This is a genomic window from Actinoalloteichus caeruleus (genome assembly GCF_049311605.1).
Classification (GTDB): domain Bacteria; phylum Actinomycetota; class Actinomycetes; order Mycobacteriales; family Pseudonocardiaceae; genus Actinoalloteichus_B; species Actinoalloteichus_B caeruleus.
In genome coordinates this window covers 2,752,880-2,769,802 of sequence record NZ_CP186005.1, presented here as the reverse complement: position 1 = coordinate 2,769,802, position 16,923 = coordinate 2,752,880, and the positions used below count along the sequence as shown (strand labels likewise).

General features: G+C 72.6%; 9 protein-coding genes and 1 CRISPR repeat array (1 of these 10 running past the window's edge). Of the genes, 4 read left to right on the top strand and 5 right to left on the bottom strand.

Annotated elements, in window-relative coordinates:
* Positions 1-74: a CRISPR direct-repeat array (repeat unit 37 nt; unit sequence GTTGCGATCCTCACCGGCCCTGGAGGGCCGGTGCAAC) (it extends 554 nt beyond the left edge of the window).
* A gap of 498 nt (positions 75-572) precedes the next feature.
* Entirely contained in the window at positions 573-1,502 is a 930-nt protein-coding gene (locus ACOJVX_RS11820) for a proline dehydrogenase family protein (protein ID WP_418155229.1), read from the bottom strand.
* A gap of 25 nt (positions 1,503-1,527) precedes the next feature.
* Positions 1,528-3,153 (bottom strand): L-glutamate gamma-semialdehyde dehydrogenase, encoded by a 1,626-nt coding sequence (pruA, locus tag ACOJVX_RS11815; RefSeq protein ID WP_026420290.1) that lies wholly within the window; start codon positions 3,151-3,153, stop codon positions 1,528-1,530.
* 127 nt (positions 3,154-3,280) lie between these two features.
* Between pruA and ACOJVX_RS11810 the strand changes: the two genes are divergently transcribed.
* Entirely contained in the window at positions 3,281-4,912 is a 1,632-nt protein-coding gene (locus ACOJVX_RS11810) for a PucR family transcriptional regulator (protein WP_035292967.1), read from the top strand.
* Positions 4,913-5,277: 365 nt separating this feature from the next.
* Here the strand turns inward: ACOJVX_RS11810 and trxA are convergent, their stop codons facing one another.
* Positions 5,278-5,649 (bottom strand): thioredoxin, encoded by a 372-nt coding sequence (trxA, locus tag ACOJVX_RS11805; protein ID WP_026420288.1) that lies wholly within the window; start codon positions 5,647-5,649, stop codon positions 5,278-5,280.
* Positions 5,650-6,020: 371 nt separating this feature from the next.
* On the opposite strand from trxA, the gene ACOJVX_RS11800 reads away from it, so the two are divergent.
* Positions 6,021-6,851: an aldo/keto reductase gene (locus ACOJVX_RS11800; RefSeq protein ID WP_422647527.1), complete on the top strand. Its 831-nt coding sequence runs from the start codon at positions 6,021-6,023 to the stop codon at positions 6,849-6,851.
* 271 nt (positions 6,852-7,122) lie between these two features.
* Here ACOJVX_RS11800 and ACOJVX_RS11795 read toward each other — a convergent pair whose 3' ends face one another.
* The gene (locus ACOJVX_RS11795) at positions 7,123-8,121 is read right to left on the bottom strand and encodes a pirin family protein (protein WP_422647526.1); all 999 of its coding nucleotides are present in this window, start codon (positions 8,119-8,121) and stop codon (positions 7,123-7,125) included.
* Between the two features lie 1,426 nt (positions 8,122-9,547).
* On the opposite strand from ACOJVX_RS11795, the gene ACOJVX_RS11790 reads away from it, so the two are divergent.
* Positions 9,548-13,066, top strand: coding sequence for a sugar-binding domain-containing protein (locus tag ACOJVX_RS11790; protein ID WP_422647525.1), 3,519 nt, complete (start codon positions 9,548-9,550; stop codon positions 13,064-13,066).
* Between the two features lie 540 nt (positions 13,067-13,606).
* Here ACOJVX_RS11790 and ACOJVX_RS11785 read toward each other — a convergent pair.
* Positions 13,607-14,551 (bottom strand): hypothetical protein, encoded by a 945-nt coding sequence (locus tag ACOJVX_RS11785; protein WP_026420285.1) that lies wholly within the window; start codon positions 14,549-14,551, stop codon positions 13,607-13,609.
* A gap of 827 nt (positions 14,552-15,378) precedes the next feature.
* Here ACOJVX_RS11785 and ACOJVX_RS11780 point away from each other — a divergent pair.
* Positions 15,379-16,773, top strand: coding sequence for an alkaline phosphatase (locus tag ACOJVX_RS11780; protein ID WP_422647524.1), 1,395 nt, complete (start codon positions 15,379-15,381; stop codon positions 16,771-16,773).
* Positions 16,774-16,923 lie beyond the last annotated feature (150 nt).

The following is a 16,923-nucleotide window of genomic DNA, read 5'->3' as shown; positions in this document are numbered from 1 at the left end:
TGTACGATGGGCCAGTAGGGGCTACTGGCCGGGCGGAGTTGCGATCCTCACCGGCCCTGGAGGGCCGGTGCAACGCTGCGCGAGCAGCGGGTTTCCAGTCTAGAGGCGACACCACGGCCACCATGAGACAGACATATCGGACAACACGCCCGGGATTCGCTTAGGAGAGCACCGGTGTGTCGCGTGACGCTTCCGATCCGCGCTCGAGGGAGGCCGCTGATCGGATGCCGTTGCACCGAGCGCACGGCTGCGGGGACACCGCTACCGAAGGACACCGGTTGATGTTACCGCCGCCCCGGCATGGACCTCCCGAGCACAGCGCCCCGTGAGCGCCGGGGCCCCTCCTCCGCACCGTCGCCCCTGCCCCGCACCTGGTGGCCACCCGGCGCGCGCAGGCCCTGGCGCACCGCCCGGCGCGCATGCGGGGCGGGCCTGGGTGGACCTCGGCCCGGCCCACCGGAGTGGTGGACCGGGCCGACGGGCCGTGTCCCCGCGCGGGCGTTCGGGGACACGGGTGGTGTTGCGGTGCGCCGCCCGGCTGGTCACGGCGACGCACCGCAGGTCAGGGGTGGTCAGCTCTTCGTGGCGAGTGCCCGCAGGAAGAAGCCCACGTTCGCGGGCCGCTCGGCCAGCCTGCGCATGAAGTAGCCGTACCACTCGTCGCCGTAGGGCAGGTACACGCGCATGGTGTTGCCCTCCCCCGCCAGCCTGAGCTGTTCCTCGGGACGGATCCCGTAGAGCATCTGGTACTCGTAGCTGTCCCGCGCCCGGTTGTTGTCCCCGGCCAGCCTGGCCGTGATGGCGACGAGCCTGGGGTCGTGGGTGGCCACCATCGGGTAGCCCTCCCCCGACATCAGGACGTCGAGGCACCGCACGTAGGCCCGGTCCACCTCGTGCCGCGACTGGAACGCCACCGAGGACGGCTCCTTGTAGGCGCCCTTGCACAACCGGACCCGGCTGCCGGGGCCGGAGAGGTCCCGGCAGTCGGCCTCGGTGCGCCGCAGGTACGCCTGGAGCACCGCCCCGACCCACGGCCAGTCCGTCCGGAGTTCGCGGAGGACCTCGAGGGTGGAGTCGGTGGTGGTGTGGTCCTCCATGTCGAGGGTGACCGTGGTCCCGGCGGCAGCGGCGGCCTCGCACACCCGGCGGGCGTTGTCGAGGGCGATCCGCTGACCGTCCGATCCCAGGAACTGGCCGACGGCGGACAGCTTGAGCGACACCTCGGCCGCCTGGGCCAGGTTCGCCGTCCGCAGCCGGTCCAGCAGTCGCACGTAGGCGTCGACCGTCGCGTCCGCCTGCTCCCGGTCCGTGGTGTCCTCGCCGAGGTGGTCGAGGGTGATGCGCAACCCGTCGTCGGCCAACGCCGTGGTGGCGGTGATGGCGTCGTCGAGGGTGTCGCCGGCGACGAAGCGCCGGACCACGTACCTGGTCGCCGGGGTCCGTTCGACGACGGTTCTGGCGAGCGGCGAGCGGCCCGCCGCGAGCAGGATGGATCGCAACATGGGGTTTCTCCTCACGCGGTGATGCTCAGCCCTGGTGCGGGTAGCCGCTCGACGTCGGCGGCACCAGCGTCTCCTTGAGGGAGCGGGGGCTGGTCCAGCGCAGCAGGTTCAGCACGGAGCCGGCCTTGTCGTTGGTGCCCGAGGCCCGGGCCCCGCCGAAGGGCTGCTGGCCGACGACGGCGCCGGTGGGCTTGTCGTTGACGTAGAAGTTGCCGGCGGCGAAGCGCAGCTGCTCGCTGGCGTAGGCGATGGCGGACCGGTCCTGGGCGATGACGGCCCCGGTGAGCGCGTAGGGGGACACGCTCTCCATCTGGCGGACGACCTTCTCGAAGTCGGCGTCGTCGTAGACGTGCACGGCGAGCACCGGCCCGAAGTACTCGTCGCGGAACACCTCGTGCTCGGGGTCGGTGCCGACGAGGACGGTCGGCCGCACGAAGTAGCCCTCGCTGTCGTCGGCGGTGCCGCCGGCGATGACCTCGAGCGTCGGGTCGGTGCGGGCCATGTCCAGCACCCGGGACAGCTTGGCGAAGGAACGGTCGTCGATGACGGCGCCCATGAAGTTGGACAGGTCGGTGACGTCACCCATGGTGAGGCCCTCGACCTCCGCGACGAGGTCGTCGCGGAGCCGGGTCCACAGCGAGCGGGGGATGTAGGCGCGGGAGGCGGCGGAGCACTTCTGGCCCTGGAACTCGAAGGCTCCCCGGACGAGGGCGGTGCGGAGGGTGTCGACGTCGGCGGAGGGGTGGGCGAGGACGAAGTCCTTGCCGCCGGTCTCGCCGACGATCCTCGGGTAGCCGCGGTAGTTGGCGATGTTGGCGCCGACCGCGCCCCACAGGTGCTGGAAGGTGGCGGTGGAGCCGGTGAAGTGGATGCCGGCCAGGTCGGGCTGGGCGAGGGCCACCTCGGAGACGTCCAGGCCGTCACCGGTGACGAGGTTGATGACGCCCGGCGGGAGACCGGCCGCCTCCAGCAACCGCATGGTGAGGTGCGCGGCGAAGCTCTGGGTGGGCGCGGGCTTCCACACGACCGTGTTGCCCATCAGGGCGGGGGCGGTGGGGAGGTTGCCGGCGATGGCGGTGAAGTTGAAGGGCGTGATCGCGTAGACGAAGCCCTCCAGCGGCCGGTGGTCCATCCGGTTCCACACGCCGGCGGAGCTGCGGGGCTGCTCGGTGAGGATGTCCCGGCCGTACTGGACGTTGAAGCGCCAGAAGTCGGCGAGCTCGCAGGCGGAGTCGATCTCGGCCTGGATGGCGGTCTTCGACTGGCCGAGCATGGTGGCGGCGTTGAGGGTGGAACGCCAGGGGCCGCTGAGCAGGTCGGCGGCGCGCAGCAGCACGGCGGCGCGGTCGTCGTAGCTGAGGGCGCGCCAGCCGGGGGCGGCCTGGCGGGCGGCCTCGACGGCGTCGGTGGCGTCCTGCTGGGTGGCGTTGCCGAGGGTGCCGAGCACGTGGCGGTGGTTGTGCGGCTGCACGACGTCGATCCGCCGGCCACCGCCCATCCGCTGTTCACCGCCGATGGTGAGCGTCAGCTCGCGGGGCTCGGCGGCCAGCTCGGTCAGCTTCGCCTGCAGCTCCGCGCGCTCGGGGGTGCCCGGCGCGTAGGAGAGGACAGGTTCGTTCTGCGGCGTCGGAACGTTGGTGACGGCGTCCACAGGACGGCTCCTTCCGGCGGTGGGTGGATCGATGTGACGGACCTTAGGCCCGGGGCAGCGCGGAAGGCTTGGCCGACTGGCTAGTGTTCGTGGTGGAAGTTTGTTCGATCGAACGAAAGGGGCGGGTGTGACGGTGCGGGGTGTGTCCGCCGCCGGGGCGCCGGGGGCGTCGCTGCGGCAGCTGCTGCTGGCCTTGGACGACCCGTTGGTGGAGCTGGTGGCCGCTCCCGCTGGGTTGGACGTGGTGATCGGTGAGGTGGTGATCCTGGATCCGGAGGACGCCCCGGACACCCAGCGGGGGGATCTGATCCTGTTGATCGGGGCGCGGGACGCCTCGGCTCTGCCGGCGGTGCGGGCGGCGGCGCGACGGGGGGCGGCGGCGGTGGCGGTGAAGGTGACGTCGTCGGGGGCGTCGGACGCGTTGCGGGCGGCGGCGGTCGACGCGGGGGTGGCGTTGCTGGCGGTGCGCCCGGCTGCCCGGTGGGAGCAGGTGGAGTCCCTGGCGAGCGGGGTGGTGAGCCGGGCGCGGGTCAGCGCGGACGCCGACGAGGGCGAGGTGTTGGGTGACCTGTTCTCGACGGCGCAGACGGTCGCTCACCTGACGGGCGGCATCGTGAGCATCGAGGACACGGCGGCGCGGGTGTTGGCCTATTCGCGGTCCTCCGGTGAGGTGGACGAGTTGCGGAGGTTGTCGATCCTGGGGCGCCAGGGGCCGGAGCCGTACCTGGAGATGCTGCGCGAGTGGGGCGTGTACCAGCGGTTGCGGTCGGGGGAGGACGTGGTGCGGATCGACGAACGCCCGGACCTGGGGATTCGGCGGCGGATCGCGGTGGGGGTGCACGCGGGTGGGCGGCCGTTGGGCGCGATCTGGGTGCAGGAGGGTGACGAGCCGTTGACCGAGCACGCGGAGCGGTCCTTGTTGGGGGCGGCGCGGGTGACCGCCCTGCAGCTGGTGCGGCACCGCAACGAGCCCTCGGCCGGGTTGCGGCTGCGGGAGAACCTGCTGGCCGGGTTGTTGAACGGGCGCCTGGACCCGTCTGCTGCCGCCGGGCAGTTGGGGGTGGATTCCCGGCGTCCGGCGGCGGTGGTCGCGTTCGCCTCGCGGGTGGAGTCGCCGGGGGCGGTGGTGGACCGGCCCGAGCTGGAGTTGCGCCGGGACCAGTTGGGGAACGTGATCTCGATGCATGCCGCCGCGTTCCGGCGTGGGGCGCTGGTCAGCCAGTTGGGTACGCGCACCTACGCGTTGCTCCCGGAGCTGAGCGGTTCCGGGGAGGCGGCGGTGGTGGGGTTGGCGCGGGAGATCATCTCGGCGTCGCGGGGTATCGGATTGGTGGTGCGGGCCGCGGTGGGGTCGGTGGTGCCGGAGTTGGGGGGTGCCGCGGACTCGCGTCGGCAGGCGGATCGGGTGTTGGACGCGATGGCCGGGGACACGGCGGCGCGGGTGGCGACGATCGCGGACTGGCGGGCGGAGGTGCTGGTCAGCGAGACGGTGGACCTGCTGGCCGAGCACCCGGCGATTCGGGACCCGAGGGTGACGGCGCTGCGCCGGCACGACGAGAGGAACAACGGCTCGTTGGTGGGGTCGGTGGTGGCCTACCTGGAGTCGTTCGGGGATGTCCGGGCGGCGGCGCGGCGGCTGCACGTGCACCCGAACACGCTGCGGTACCGGATTCGGCGGGCGGAGGAGGTGAGCGGTCTCGACCTGGGAGACGCGCGGCAACGCCTGTTCACGGAGCTCCAGTTGCGGTTGCGCGAGTGAGCCGGCGGTGGTTCCGGAGGGGGCATCCGGCTGTCGCGCCTCGTCCTGGTGTCGGGGCACACCCCGGCTGGCGAATGGCAGCGGATGTGGGTGGTGGCGGGGCCGGGCGGTTCGGCCGGCCAACCCGCCCGACGGCTATTCCGGCCGTTTCGAGGTGACGTGGTGGCGGGACGTCCGGGTGCTCGTCGACCAGGGGCGGTGATGGCGCGCGTCCAGCTGGTCGGAGAGGCGGTCACCGGGCGAGGACTGGAGGGGACCGGGGGACTCCCGGTCTCCGGGCGGGGACCCCAATCGCCTACGACAGCGCTCCGCCCCGGCACCCGTTCAGGGCACCGGGGCGGGCGCGACGCGTGACGGCGAGCGGTTCACTCGGCCTTGCTGGACTCGGCGACGGAGCGCCGCACCTCGTCCATGTCCAGTTCCCGCGCCTGCCGGATCACGTCCTCCAACGCCGCCTCCGGGAGGGCGCCGGGCTGGGAGAAGACCAGCACGTTGTCCCGGATGATGGCCAGGGTGGGGATGGAACGGATCTCGAACGCCCCGGCCAGCTCCTGCTGGGCCTCGGTGTCGACCTTGCCGAACACCAGGTCGGGGTTCTTGTCGGCGACGCGGTCGTAGACGGGCGCGAACTGGCGGCAGGGGCCGCACCAGGACGCCCAGAAGTCGACCAGAACGAAGTCGTTCTCGGACACGACCTCGTTGAAGTTCTCCTTGGTCAGTTCGACCGTGTTGCTCATGGATTGCCTGCTTCCTGGGGTTGGGAGTGCCGGCACTGGTGACCAACACGATGCCCCGGCCGGGTATTCCTCGGCTCCGGGAGGGGCCGTTCACCTCGGGGAACTGGGTCGAACGCTCCGGGCCACCCACCCCCCGGGCCGGTCGGGCGGCGTTCTCGGCCAGGATCGGGACCGCCGCGCCGGGAGCGCCTGCCCGGCCCGGCCCCCGAGCCGGTCACGGTGAGGCGGGAGGTCCGAGGTGCGTTCCCGCCCGTGCTGGGTAGCCCCACGAGAGCGGGTTCCCCTCCGGGGCGGACCCGCGCGGCCGACCGGCCACCCCAGGAACCGCGCGTCCCGCGGTTCTCCACCGAACAGGAGAGGACGTCCTCGCCGTGACCACCGTTCCCACGCTCACCCTGAACAACGGCGTCGCCATGCCCCAGCTCGGCTTCGGCGTGTACCAGGTTCCGGACGAGGAGGCGACCGCGACGGTGCGGGCGGCGCTGGACGCCGGGTACCGCAGCATCGACACGGCGGCGCTCTACCAGAACGAGGTCGGGACCGGCCGGGCGCTGGCCGAGTCGGGAATCCCCCGGGAGGAACTGTTCGTCACCACGAAGCTGTGGAACACCGACCAGGGTTACGACGCCACCCTGCGTGCCTTCGACGCCTCGTTGGAACGCCTGGGCCTGGACCAGGTCGACCTGTACCTCATCCACTGGCCGGCGCCCAAGCTCGACCGGTACGTGGACACGTGGCGGGCCTTCGAGCGGATCTACTCCGAGGACCGCACCAGGGCCATCGGCGTGTCCAACTTCCAACCCGCGCACCTGGCCCGGCTGTTCGAGGCCAGTGGGATCGTGCCGGCGGTCAACCAGGTCGAACTGCACCCCCGCCTCCAGCAGTTGGCGGTACGGGAGTTCGACGCGTCCAACGGGATCGCCACCGAGGCCTGGGGGCCGCTGAGCCAGGGCAAGGGCGGTCTACTGGAGGATCCGACGCTGACCCAGCTCGCCGCCAAACACGGCCGCACTCCGGCCCAGATCGTGCTGCGCTGGCACATCCAGCTGGGCAACGTGGTGATCCCGAAGTCGTCGACCCCGTCTCGGATGCGGGAGAACATCGACGTGTTCGACTTCCAGCTCGACGCGGACGACATGGACTCCATCGCCGGGATGGAGACCGGCGCCCGAGGGGGTCCCGACCCGGACGTGCTGTCCTGAGCCTTCCCCGACCACCCGTCGATCCCTCGGGACGGGCGGGTCAGGGCCGGGCGCCGCCGTGGACGCCTGGCCGGACCGGACGGCGGTGGGCCCGCACCGGCGAGCGGCTGTGGCGGCGAGCGCACGACGAGGAGCGGAGTTCCCGCGTGTCCTGGTGGGCCCCACCGTTGCCGCCACGGCGGCGTCGGGGGCGGACGGCGGTGCGCCCCGTCCCGGCAGTGCGCGGGTGGGGTGCGGGTGACGCCGGTCGACCGCCACCCGTGCCACCCGGTCAGTTCTCCCGGGCCGGTGGTGCCTGGTCGTGCCCGGCGTGCGGGACGCGTTCGGTGGGGATGACGCCCATCCGGCCGGCCTGGAAGTCCTCGAAGGCCTGGATGACCTCCGCCTTCGAGTTCATGACGAAGGGCCCGTACTGCACGACGGGCTCCCGGATCGGCTGGCCACCGAGGACGAGCACGTCGAGGTCGGGGGTGCGGGCGTCGGGGTGGTCGGTGGCCTCGATGGTGAGGAGGTCGCCCGCGCCGAAGACCGCGAGCTGGGCCGCGCGCAGGGGGTGCCGCTCCTCCCCCACTCCGCCGCGCCCGGAGAGGGCGTAGACGAGCGCGTTGAAGTCGGTGCGCCAGGGCAGCACCAGGCGGGCGCCGGGGCTGAGGGTCGCGTGGAGCAGCGTGATCGGGGTGAAGGTGTTGCCGGGGCCGTGGTGTCCGTCGACCTCGCCGGCGATCACCCTGACCAGGGCTCCTCCGTCGGGGGAGGACAGCAGGGTGGTCTCCCCGCCCTGGATGCTCTGGTACTGGGGCGGGTTCCACTTGTTGGCGCGGGGCAGGTTGACCCAGAGCTGGATGCCGTGGAACAGGCCACCGGACATGACCAGGTGCTCCGGTGGCTTCTCGATGTGGAGGATGCCGCTGCCGGCCGTCATCCACTGGGTGGCGCCGTCGGCGATCACGCCGCCACCGCCGTGGGAGTCGCTGTGCTCCATCTGGCCGTCGATCATGTAGGTGACGGTCTCGAAGCCCCGGTGCGGGTGCCAGGGGGTTCCCTTGGGCTCGCCGGGCGCGTACTCGACCTCGCCCATCTGGTCCAGGTGGATGAACGGGTCGAGGAGACCGGCCGAGACGCCGGCGAACGCCCGGTACACCGGGAACCCCTCACCCTCGTGGCCGGAGGGCGCGGTGGTCACGGACCTGACGGGGCGTTGACGACCCTCGGGGGCCGCCTCGGCGAGGCGAGGCAGTTCCAGGGTGTTCTCGACGGTGACGGCTGGCATGGCGCCCCTCCTGGTGCGACTCGGGACGCGCGTCGTCCCGACCACGCCAGTTTAGTTGAAGTTTCATCTAGTTTGGTGGAGTTCCCGCCGTCCGGGTTTCCGGTTGGGCGCCGCCCAACACACGGCCGCCTCGACCCCAACACTCCCGGCACCACGTCCCACCGGTGCCCTCCGCTCGGAACCGTGGCTCCTGGTGGGACGGGCCCGCGCGCCGGCCAGCCGACGGGAGCGGGCGCGGGCCCACCGGAACCGCCACCCCGACGCGGTGCGGCGACGTCCCCACCTCCGACACGGGTCAGGCGGTCACCGGGCCCGAGGACCCGGGCTTCGCGCGAGCGGAGGGCCACCCGTTCCCCGCTCCGGCCGGGACCGGAGCACCTCGGCCCGACGCGCACTCGCCGGCGCGTCGGGTCGTGCCATCGTGCACCGGGTGCGCACCACTCACTCGTCCGGCGTAGGTGGGTCCGCTTCCCGTCGAACGCGCTGCGCCGTCCGAGCGGATGGGACTTCGCCTGCTCAGCGGGACCACCTCCGCCGGGACCGCCCTAGGCTCGGTTCGTCGGCGTCGCCGCCGACCACGACCCCACCAGCTGGTCGTGCCCTCGCCGGGTCGGAGGTGTGGGTTGCTGCGCGGTTCGCCCTCCCGTGAACTCGCCCGACTCCCCCGAGCCCACCCCGAACGCGTGCCCCGGTCAGTCCCCTGGGCGGCTGGCGCCCGGCTCGAGGGCACCCCCGAGACGGCCGATCCCGAGAGCTCGGCCACCCGGCGCGCCGACACCGGGGCGCGGCCCGGACCAGGCGACGTCCCCAGCGGCGGCGGGACACCCGTGCCGCCCCTCAGGGAACCCGGCCCGCCGTGGCCCATCCGGCACACCGACCCCCGCGCGCACCTCGCCCACCGTCCGGCCACCGCACCGGGCGGCCAACGACACCACGCCCACCCGCCTGGTGCCCGGCGCCCCGATCCGCCCCCGGGGCGCGCCGGAACGGGAACCGCCACCGCCGGCGGGACGGCCCCGACCACACCCGTCCACTGCCGCGCCCGACGGACGCCGGCTCCGGGGCGGGGCCTCGCCCGCCCGCGCCCGGCCCGCCGGCGGCCCCAGCCGGCGCCCCGGAACTCCCGGCCGCCGTCGTCCGCGACTCACCCGGACGAGCGGGCGAGCCGCGTCGGTTCGCCACCCACCGGCGAAGGTCACCGATGCTGGCAAGCCCGGCACGACCACCGCCCCCGAGCCCACCAACCCGGTCGCGGGACACCCGAGCCAGCGACCACCCCGACGCGCAAGGGCTGAACGAACGGCAGCGACCAGGAGAGGTGCCAGTCATGCATTGGTCCCGGCAAGGCGCAGACACCCCGGCCCGACCACATCCGCCCCGACGTCGTCCCACCGCGATCCTCGCCGCCGTGGTCATCATGGGAGGCATGGCTCCACTCAGCACCCCCGGTTCCGCCGACGCCGAACCGGCCACCACCACTGTCAACGGCCAGGTGGTCGACGCGGACACCGGCCGCCCCCTCCCCGGCGCGGTCGTCCACGTCACCGAGCAGACCAGCACCGTGCGGACCGACGCCGACGGCAGGTTCACCGTGCCCGAGGCCCCGGTGGACGCGTTGGCCCTGGTCGCCGCGCGCCAGGGCTACTCCTTCGGCTGGCACCCACTGGAGGATCCGAACGCACCGGTGACCCTCGCGTTGGAGGCGGAAACCCCGGACACCGCCCCCCACCCGGACTACCCCCGCCCGGACTTCGACCGCCGCGCCGGAGTGGACGGCCAGTGGGCCTCGCTGAACGGCACCTGGTCGCTCGACTTCGACCCCTCCGACGTCGGCGTGGACGAGGGCTGGCACGAGGGGGACCACGAGTGGGCGCACGCGGTGCGGGTGCCCTTCGCCTACAACTCCCTCGCCGGGATCGGTGAGGAACGGCGCGCGGGCAACCAGGTGTACGCGAGCCAGTTCGCCGAGGCCAGGGGAACGGTCTGGTACCAGCGGGACCTGACGGTCCCCGAGGACTGGCCGACCGACCGCGGCACCCTGCTCCGTTTCGGCGCCGTCGAGTGGCGGGCGGAGGTGTTCCTCGACGGGAACCGCGTCGGGGAGAACGACGGGGGCTACTCCCCCTTCGACGTCGATCTCGGCCCCCTACGCCCCGGGGCGGAGCACTCCCTCGTCGTGCGCGTCGAGGTCCCGGACAACTCCGCGACCACCCCGTACCCCCAGGGCAAGCAGATGGGCTGGTACACCGACACGGGCGGCATCTGGCAGTCGGTGTGGATCGAACCGGCGGACTCGGCGCGGCTCACCACGGTGCACACCACACCGGAGATCGACTTCGACGGGCGCGAGGCCACCGCCGCCCGGGTCACGGTGGACGTCGAGGCGCGGGGCGCTCCTGACGGGACGGTGGAGCTGGCGGTGCGCGCCCAGGACGGGGAACCGGGCGCGCGTGCCGGGCAGCGGCAGGACGGCGTGTCCGCGCCGGGGCTGCCGGTGCCCGTGGAGCCCACCGTCGGCGAGGTGGTGGCCACGGCGACGGTGACGCTGGTGGACGGCGCGGGAAGCGCGGTCATCGACGTGCCCGACCCCCGGCTGTGGGAACCAGAGGCGCCCTGGCTGTACCGGGTGGACGCGAGCCTCACCGATCAGGCGGGATCGGACAGGGTGGACACCTGGTTCGGGCTGCGCACCGTGAGTCGTGAGTGGCTCCCCGGGCACTCGCCCGAGGAGCAGGACGACCCGGCCGAGCAGTACCAGTACCTGTTCCTGAACAACCGGCCCGTCTACCTGCGCTCGGTGCTGGACCAGAACTTCAACCCGTGGGGCAACTACAGCTACACCGGCCTGTACCAGGGCGCCGACCTGCGCGGCGGCGAGCTGGAGGACCCCGGCAAGGGATCGGTGCTGTTCGACCTGGCGCTGACCAAGCAGCTCGGGTTCAACTCGGTGCGCCCCCACATCAAGGTCAACGACCCGCTGTACTACCACTGGGCGGACGTCCTGGGGCTGCTCGTCTGGTACGACCAGCCGAACTTCGGTTACGACGGCTACGGACCGGAGGCCGAACGCCTGTGGGAGGAGGTCCTGCGGGACGCCGTGCACCGCGACTACAACCACCCGTCCATCGTCATCTGGGACGCGTTCAACGAGGCGTGGGGCTTCAACGCCACACCGGGTGGCCCGATCAGGGACGACGCCAAACCCTGGATCGAGCGGATGTTCGACCTGACCACGGACCTGGTGCGGGGGACGCGGCTGGTGGTGGACAACTCGCCGTGCTGCGAGAACGGCCACCTGGTCACCGACATCAACGACTTCCACGGCTACTACTCCACCTGGGAGGAGTGGGCGGCGACGGTGGACCGGATCGTGTCCAACACCTACCCCGGGTCGACGCACAACTTCGAGGACGGGCGGACCCAGTCCGGGCAGCCGCTGATGAACTCCGAGTTCGGCCCGTGGAGCGGTGGCCGGGAGAAGGACCAGGAGGTGGCCACGCCCTTCCGGTACACCGCCGAGCTGTTCCGCGCCGAGCAGAAGATGAGCGGCTACCTGTTCACCGAGCTCACCGACCTGGAGTGGGAGTGGAACGGGTGGGCGGCCTACGACCGCACCCTCCAGGTGCCCGGCTACCTCGACGCCGACGGGGCGCAGGGCGGGGTCGGGTTGGCCAACGCCGACGACGTGCTGCTGGTCGGGGAACGCCCCGTGCAACGGCTCGTCGGGGACGACCGGATCGGACTGGCGGTGCGTTCGTCGTTGTTCTCCGGTCGGGACCTCGGGGAGACCACGCTGCGGTGGCGGGTGACCGGCACCGACGGCACCGGGGCGGAGCTGCCGTCCTCGGACTGGGCGGAGGTACCGGTCTCGCCCGAGACGTTCGCGGTCACCGAGTTGACGACGGTGGAGGTCCGTCCGCCTGACGGGTTCGTCACCGGGCGACTGGACGCGGAGCTGCTCTCCGACGGCCAACCGGTCGCCTCCGGCCAGACGGTGCTGGCGGCGTGGGGCGCGGCGGCCGAGCAGGCGGCGGGAACGTTGGCCCTCGACCCGGCGGGCGCGGACGTGGAGTGGCCCCAGGGTTCGGAGGTGTTCTCCCAGGACGGCGCGTCGGCCGTGGTCGGGTGGGGTGACGGCGAGTTCCGCTGGCACCTGACCGTGCCGGAGGACCTGCGGGACGGTGGTTTCGACAGCGCCCAGCTGGTCCTCGAGGCGGCCGCGTCCCGCCCGTCGCTGCCGCGCACCTCGTTCCCCCAGACCTCGGAACGGGTCTTCCCGACCACCCTGAGCGCGACCGTGTCCGGCGCGGGAACCGTGGTGGAGACGGAGGCCGTCGTACTCCCAGACGACCCGGCGGACGCCAGGGGCGCGTTGTCCCACGAGTCCGGGTTCCACCCGGGGCAGTACGGCTACCGGGTGCTGCTCGACCTCGACGTCGAGGACATGCGGGCCGCCGTCGCCGACGGCGAGGTCACCGTCACCCTGCGGGGAGCCGGAGGCGGTCTGACCGTGCTGGGCCCGCGCACGGGGCGGTTCGGTGTGCCACCACAGCTGGTGCTGTCCGAAGGCGCCGGCCTGCCCGGGCCGGCGGTGGCCGGAGGTGAGCCCTACCTGCGGACCGCCGAGGCCGCCGGGGTGACCACGCACCTGCTGGCCGGCGACGCCACCGCCGGTGCGGAGGCCGCCATGACCGTGAGCGTGGTCAACGACTCCGGCGAGGTCGTGCGCGACGTGCGGCCGGCGTTCGTGGCGCCCGAGGGGTGGACGGTCGAAGCGTTGGGCGACCACACCGTCGGCGAGCTGGCTCCCGGTGAGGGCGCGCACCTGCGCTACCGGGTGGTCCCTGACGGGGACGGCCCGGTGACCGTGCGGACCCGGGCGTACTACTCCACTGGGGAGGGCAGGCAGGTCACCGAGGAACCGTGGGAGCTCGACCTGAGCTGAGCGGGACCACTGGTACGGGGCCGGCCCGGGACGGCGGGCCGGCCCCTGCCCGATCCGGACCGGTCGCCCGAACCCGCTGGCGATCCGCCCAGATTCGTCCGGGGGAGGGTGTGCCCCGACTCGTCCGCGACTTGCCCGGCCTCGGCGGGCGGTCCGGCTCCGACCGCCGGTCGAGGCGCCGAGCGACATCGACACGGCTCCAGCAGAGCGCCCCTCCGCCCTGGTCCGTGAACGACCGAACTCTTGAGGAATAACCCCACGGCGTGGCAGCGACCGCGGGGCGCCAGGAACGGCGGCATGCGGTGCCACCGCCGCACACGTCCCGGGTCGCGACCGGCCTCCCCGAGCCGGGAGGTGCGCGGGGAGGACAGTGAGCGGCCCCTGCCCGCGCGATGCGCCGTTCCCGGCACGGCACCCGGTGTCCACTCCCCCGCGGAGGCGCCCCGTGTGGCTCCTCGGTCACCCGGGAATGCCACGGCCCGTGCCCCGAAACCTCCTCCGCTGGCCGCTCCCCACCGGGGCACCGGTCCACGATGCGGATCACCCGGGTCGGTTTCCAGTCCCCCGACGGCGGAGCCGGTGGCGGATACGGCTCCACAACCGGACCGGCCAGGGCCGGCCGTCGTGGACTCCGAGCACCCGCAGCGGCCGGTTGGGTTTCGCTGGCTGCCACCGGACGGGCGCGGCGACGCGGTTGGGGAAGACGACCCACCAGGTCGCCCCGTCGTGGGGGGCCGCCCACTTCGGACGTGCCCAGGCCAGGGTTCCGCCGAGGGGCACCGAGGACGACAGGAGCCGGTCGGCCTCGCCGCCCACCGGCAACCGGGTCCGGTCCACCTGGCACACGGCGTGCAGCCTCGCCCCCGTGCGCTCGAAGAGGTCCGAGGCGCGGTGCAGGCAGGTGGTCGCGTCCAGTTCGGCCACCGCTCCCGGCCGACACGGCAGGCAGTACTGGTCGTGTTCGCCGGCGACGAGGAACACCTCGGCGGGGGTGGTCCGGCACCAACCCGGTGGGCGGCGACGAGCCCGCACCGTCGGCGCGATCGTGCTCCTGAGCTGCCGGGCGGCGTCGTCGAGGTCGGGGGCGCCCCCACAGCGTTCCTGGAACCGTTCGACCGCGTGCCGCGTCAGGTGGATCCGGGCCAGCAGCTCCCGGCCCCGCAGGGCCACCAGGGCGTCCAGGTCGGGCGGATCGCACGCCGGGAAGGGAACGCAGTGGGTCGCGATCCAGCGGGTCGACCCGTCCGAGTCGCGCACCAGGGGGAGCACCAGGGTGTCCGGGACCAGGAGGAAGAACCCGGACCTGCTCCGTCGGCCCGCCAGTTGGGGCGGGAGTTGGTCGGTGACCTCACCCAGCTCGTCGACCATCCGCCGCAGGGTCGCCTTCGCCGCGCCGTGGTCGGTGAGCCCGCGCCACCGGGCGTAGGCCCCGGCGCAGGAGTCGGTTACCACCACGGGCCACTGGTTGTCGTGCTTCGCCGCCACCCCTCCTTTCCTACCGGCCTCACCCCGGTCGACGACACGTCCATCACGGCGATCCGCCGCCGCCGGACCGGTGAAGCCGGTGCCAGCCGGCTCGGCCCGGCGTGCGGTGCGGTGGCCGGAACCCCGGCGGCGGGGACTACCCTCGGTGCCCGGTCGCGGACGGGATGCCACGGCCGGTGGTCCGGGAAAGCACGGACCACCGGCCCACTTCACGCGGAACTCACGAATCCGAGCGGACGCCCCGGCCGCCCCGCACCTGCCGGCGTCGGCGAATCCCCCACCGCCCGCCGCCACCCGACAGGTGACCCCCTTCCGGCCGAACGGTCAGCGATCCGGCCGAGTGGAGCGCGCCAGAGCGCACCGCCGTTGCGCACCGCGAACGGCACCACGCCGCCCCCGCTCCTCGGACGCCCCCCGCTTCCGGCGCCGCGCGAACGGCACGCCGAAAACACGTGGAGCACCCTTTTCCCACCACCGCCGTCGCCGATTCCGGAAATCGGGGGAGATGATTGACCCGCCTTTTCCCGAAAGGGCCGCGAACCTCCTCACGGAAAAGGAACCGCACGCGCGGAGAAAAGGGAACTTCACACCACGAACGTTACCGAGAGTGACATCGAGGCCGTCGCCCGGCGGCCCCGAACACGAGGAACCGCACGAGAGCGACCCGAACGAGACAGTACGTCCATCTTGCATTCACCAAAGTGTGATGACAGAGTGTGAATGCCCTGCCGGCGGGCCACACCAGCGAAACGGAAGCACCCACTCGGAAAGGGAGTGACGTGATGACCGAGAAAGCGGGTAGACAACGCTGGCGGAGACCCGCCTCCGTGGCCGCGGCGAGCGCCCTCGCGTTGACGATCGGCGCGCCCACCGCCGTGGGTCTGGAACCGGGCACGGCGGAACACGTGGCCCCGCTCGGCTTCGGCCCGAAGAACGTCATTCACCTCATCAGCGATGGCATGGGCTACAACCACGTCGACGTCGCGAGCCTCTGGGAACACGGCACCACCGCGCACCAGGTCCGCGTCGACCCCGACTCGGGAACCACCGAGCACCTGCCCGCCACCCCCGCTCAGGTCTACGAGGACTGGCCCGTCCAGCTCGGCATGTCCACCTACCACGACGGTCACTCCTACGAGGCGGACCGGGCGTGGGCCGGGTTCGACTACCCCAGCGAGGACTTCACCGACTCCTCCGCCGCCGGCACCGCGCTGGCCACCGGAGTCCGCACCTACAACGGTGCGATCGGTCTCGCACCGGACCGCGGTCCCGTCAAGAACCTGACCGAACGGGCCCAGGAACTGGGCAAGGCATCCGGCGTCGTCTCCAGCGTGCCGTTCAGCCACGCCACCCCCGCCGCCTACGTGGCCCACAACCCGGACCGCAACGACTACCACGGCATCGCCAAGGAGATGTTGTTCGAGCACGACATCAACGTCGTCTTCGGCCCCGGCCACCCCGACTTCGACGAGGACGGTCAGCGTCGCGACGAGCCCGACCACCGCTACGTCGACGAGTGGACCTGGGGAGCCGTGCAGCGGGGCGCCACCGCGTTCGACCTCGTCGAAACCCCCGAGGAGTTCGCCGCGCTCGCCCAGTCCTCGAACCCACCCCGCCACGTGCTCGGCGTTCCCCAGGTCGCGGCGACCCTCCAGTACGACCGAGGAGGCCCGGACCGCACGCCCGACGGACGACCGGTCCCCGGAGCGCTCCCCTACACCGCGCCGCCAGTCGAGAACGTGCCCACCCTCGCCGACATGACGACCAGTGCCCTCGCCGTCCTGGAGAACGCCTCTGACGAGGGGCTGTTCCTCATGATCGAGGGTGGAGCGGTCGACTGGGCCAGCCACGACAACGACACCGCACGGGTGATCGAGGAGCAGATCGACTTCAACCGGGCCGTCGAGGCCGTCGTGGACTGGGTGGAGGAGTCCAGCAGCTGGCACGAGACCCTCGTCGTCGTCACCGCCGACCACGAGACCGGCTACCTGGCCGGCCCCGGCGCCGACCCGACCTGGACCCCGGTGATCGGCTCGGCCGGGCAGCTGCCCCACGTCTCCTGGCACTCAGGTAACCACACCAACGCCCTCGTGCCGTTGTTCGCGAAGGGACCGGGCGCGAGCCGTCTCGAACAGCACGCCGACAACATCGACCCCGTCCGGGGTCAGTACCTGAACAACACCGATGTCGCCAAGGTCGTCTTCGACTTCTGGGGACGCTGAGCACTCCTGGTCGACCCGGACTGACTCGGGGCCGCCACCACTGGTGGCGGCCCCGCCCCGCGAGCCCGGACCCATACCCGGCGCCCAACCGTGCTCCTCCCCGTCCGTGACCACCCGTCGCCCCGGCCGGGCTCCCGGGGCCACCCCGGG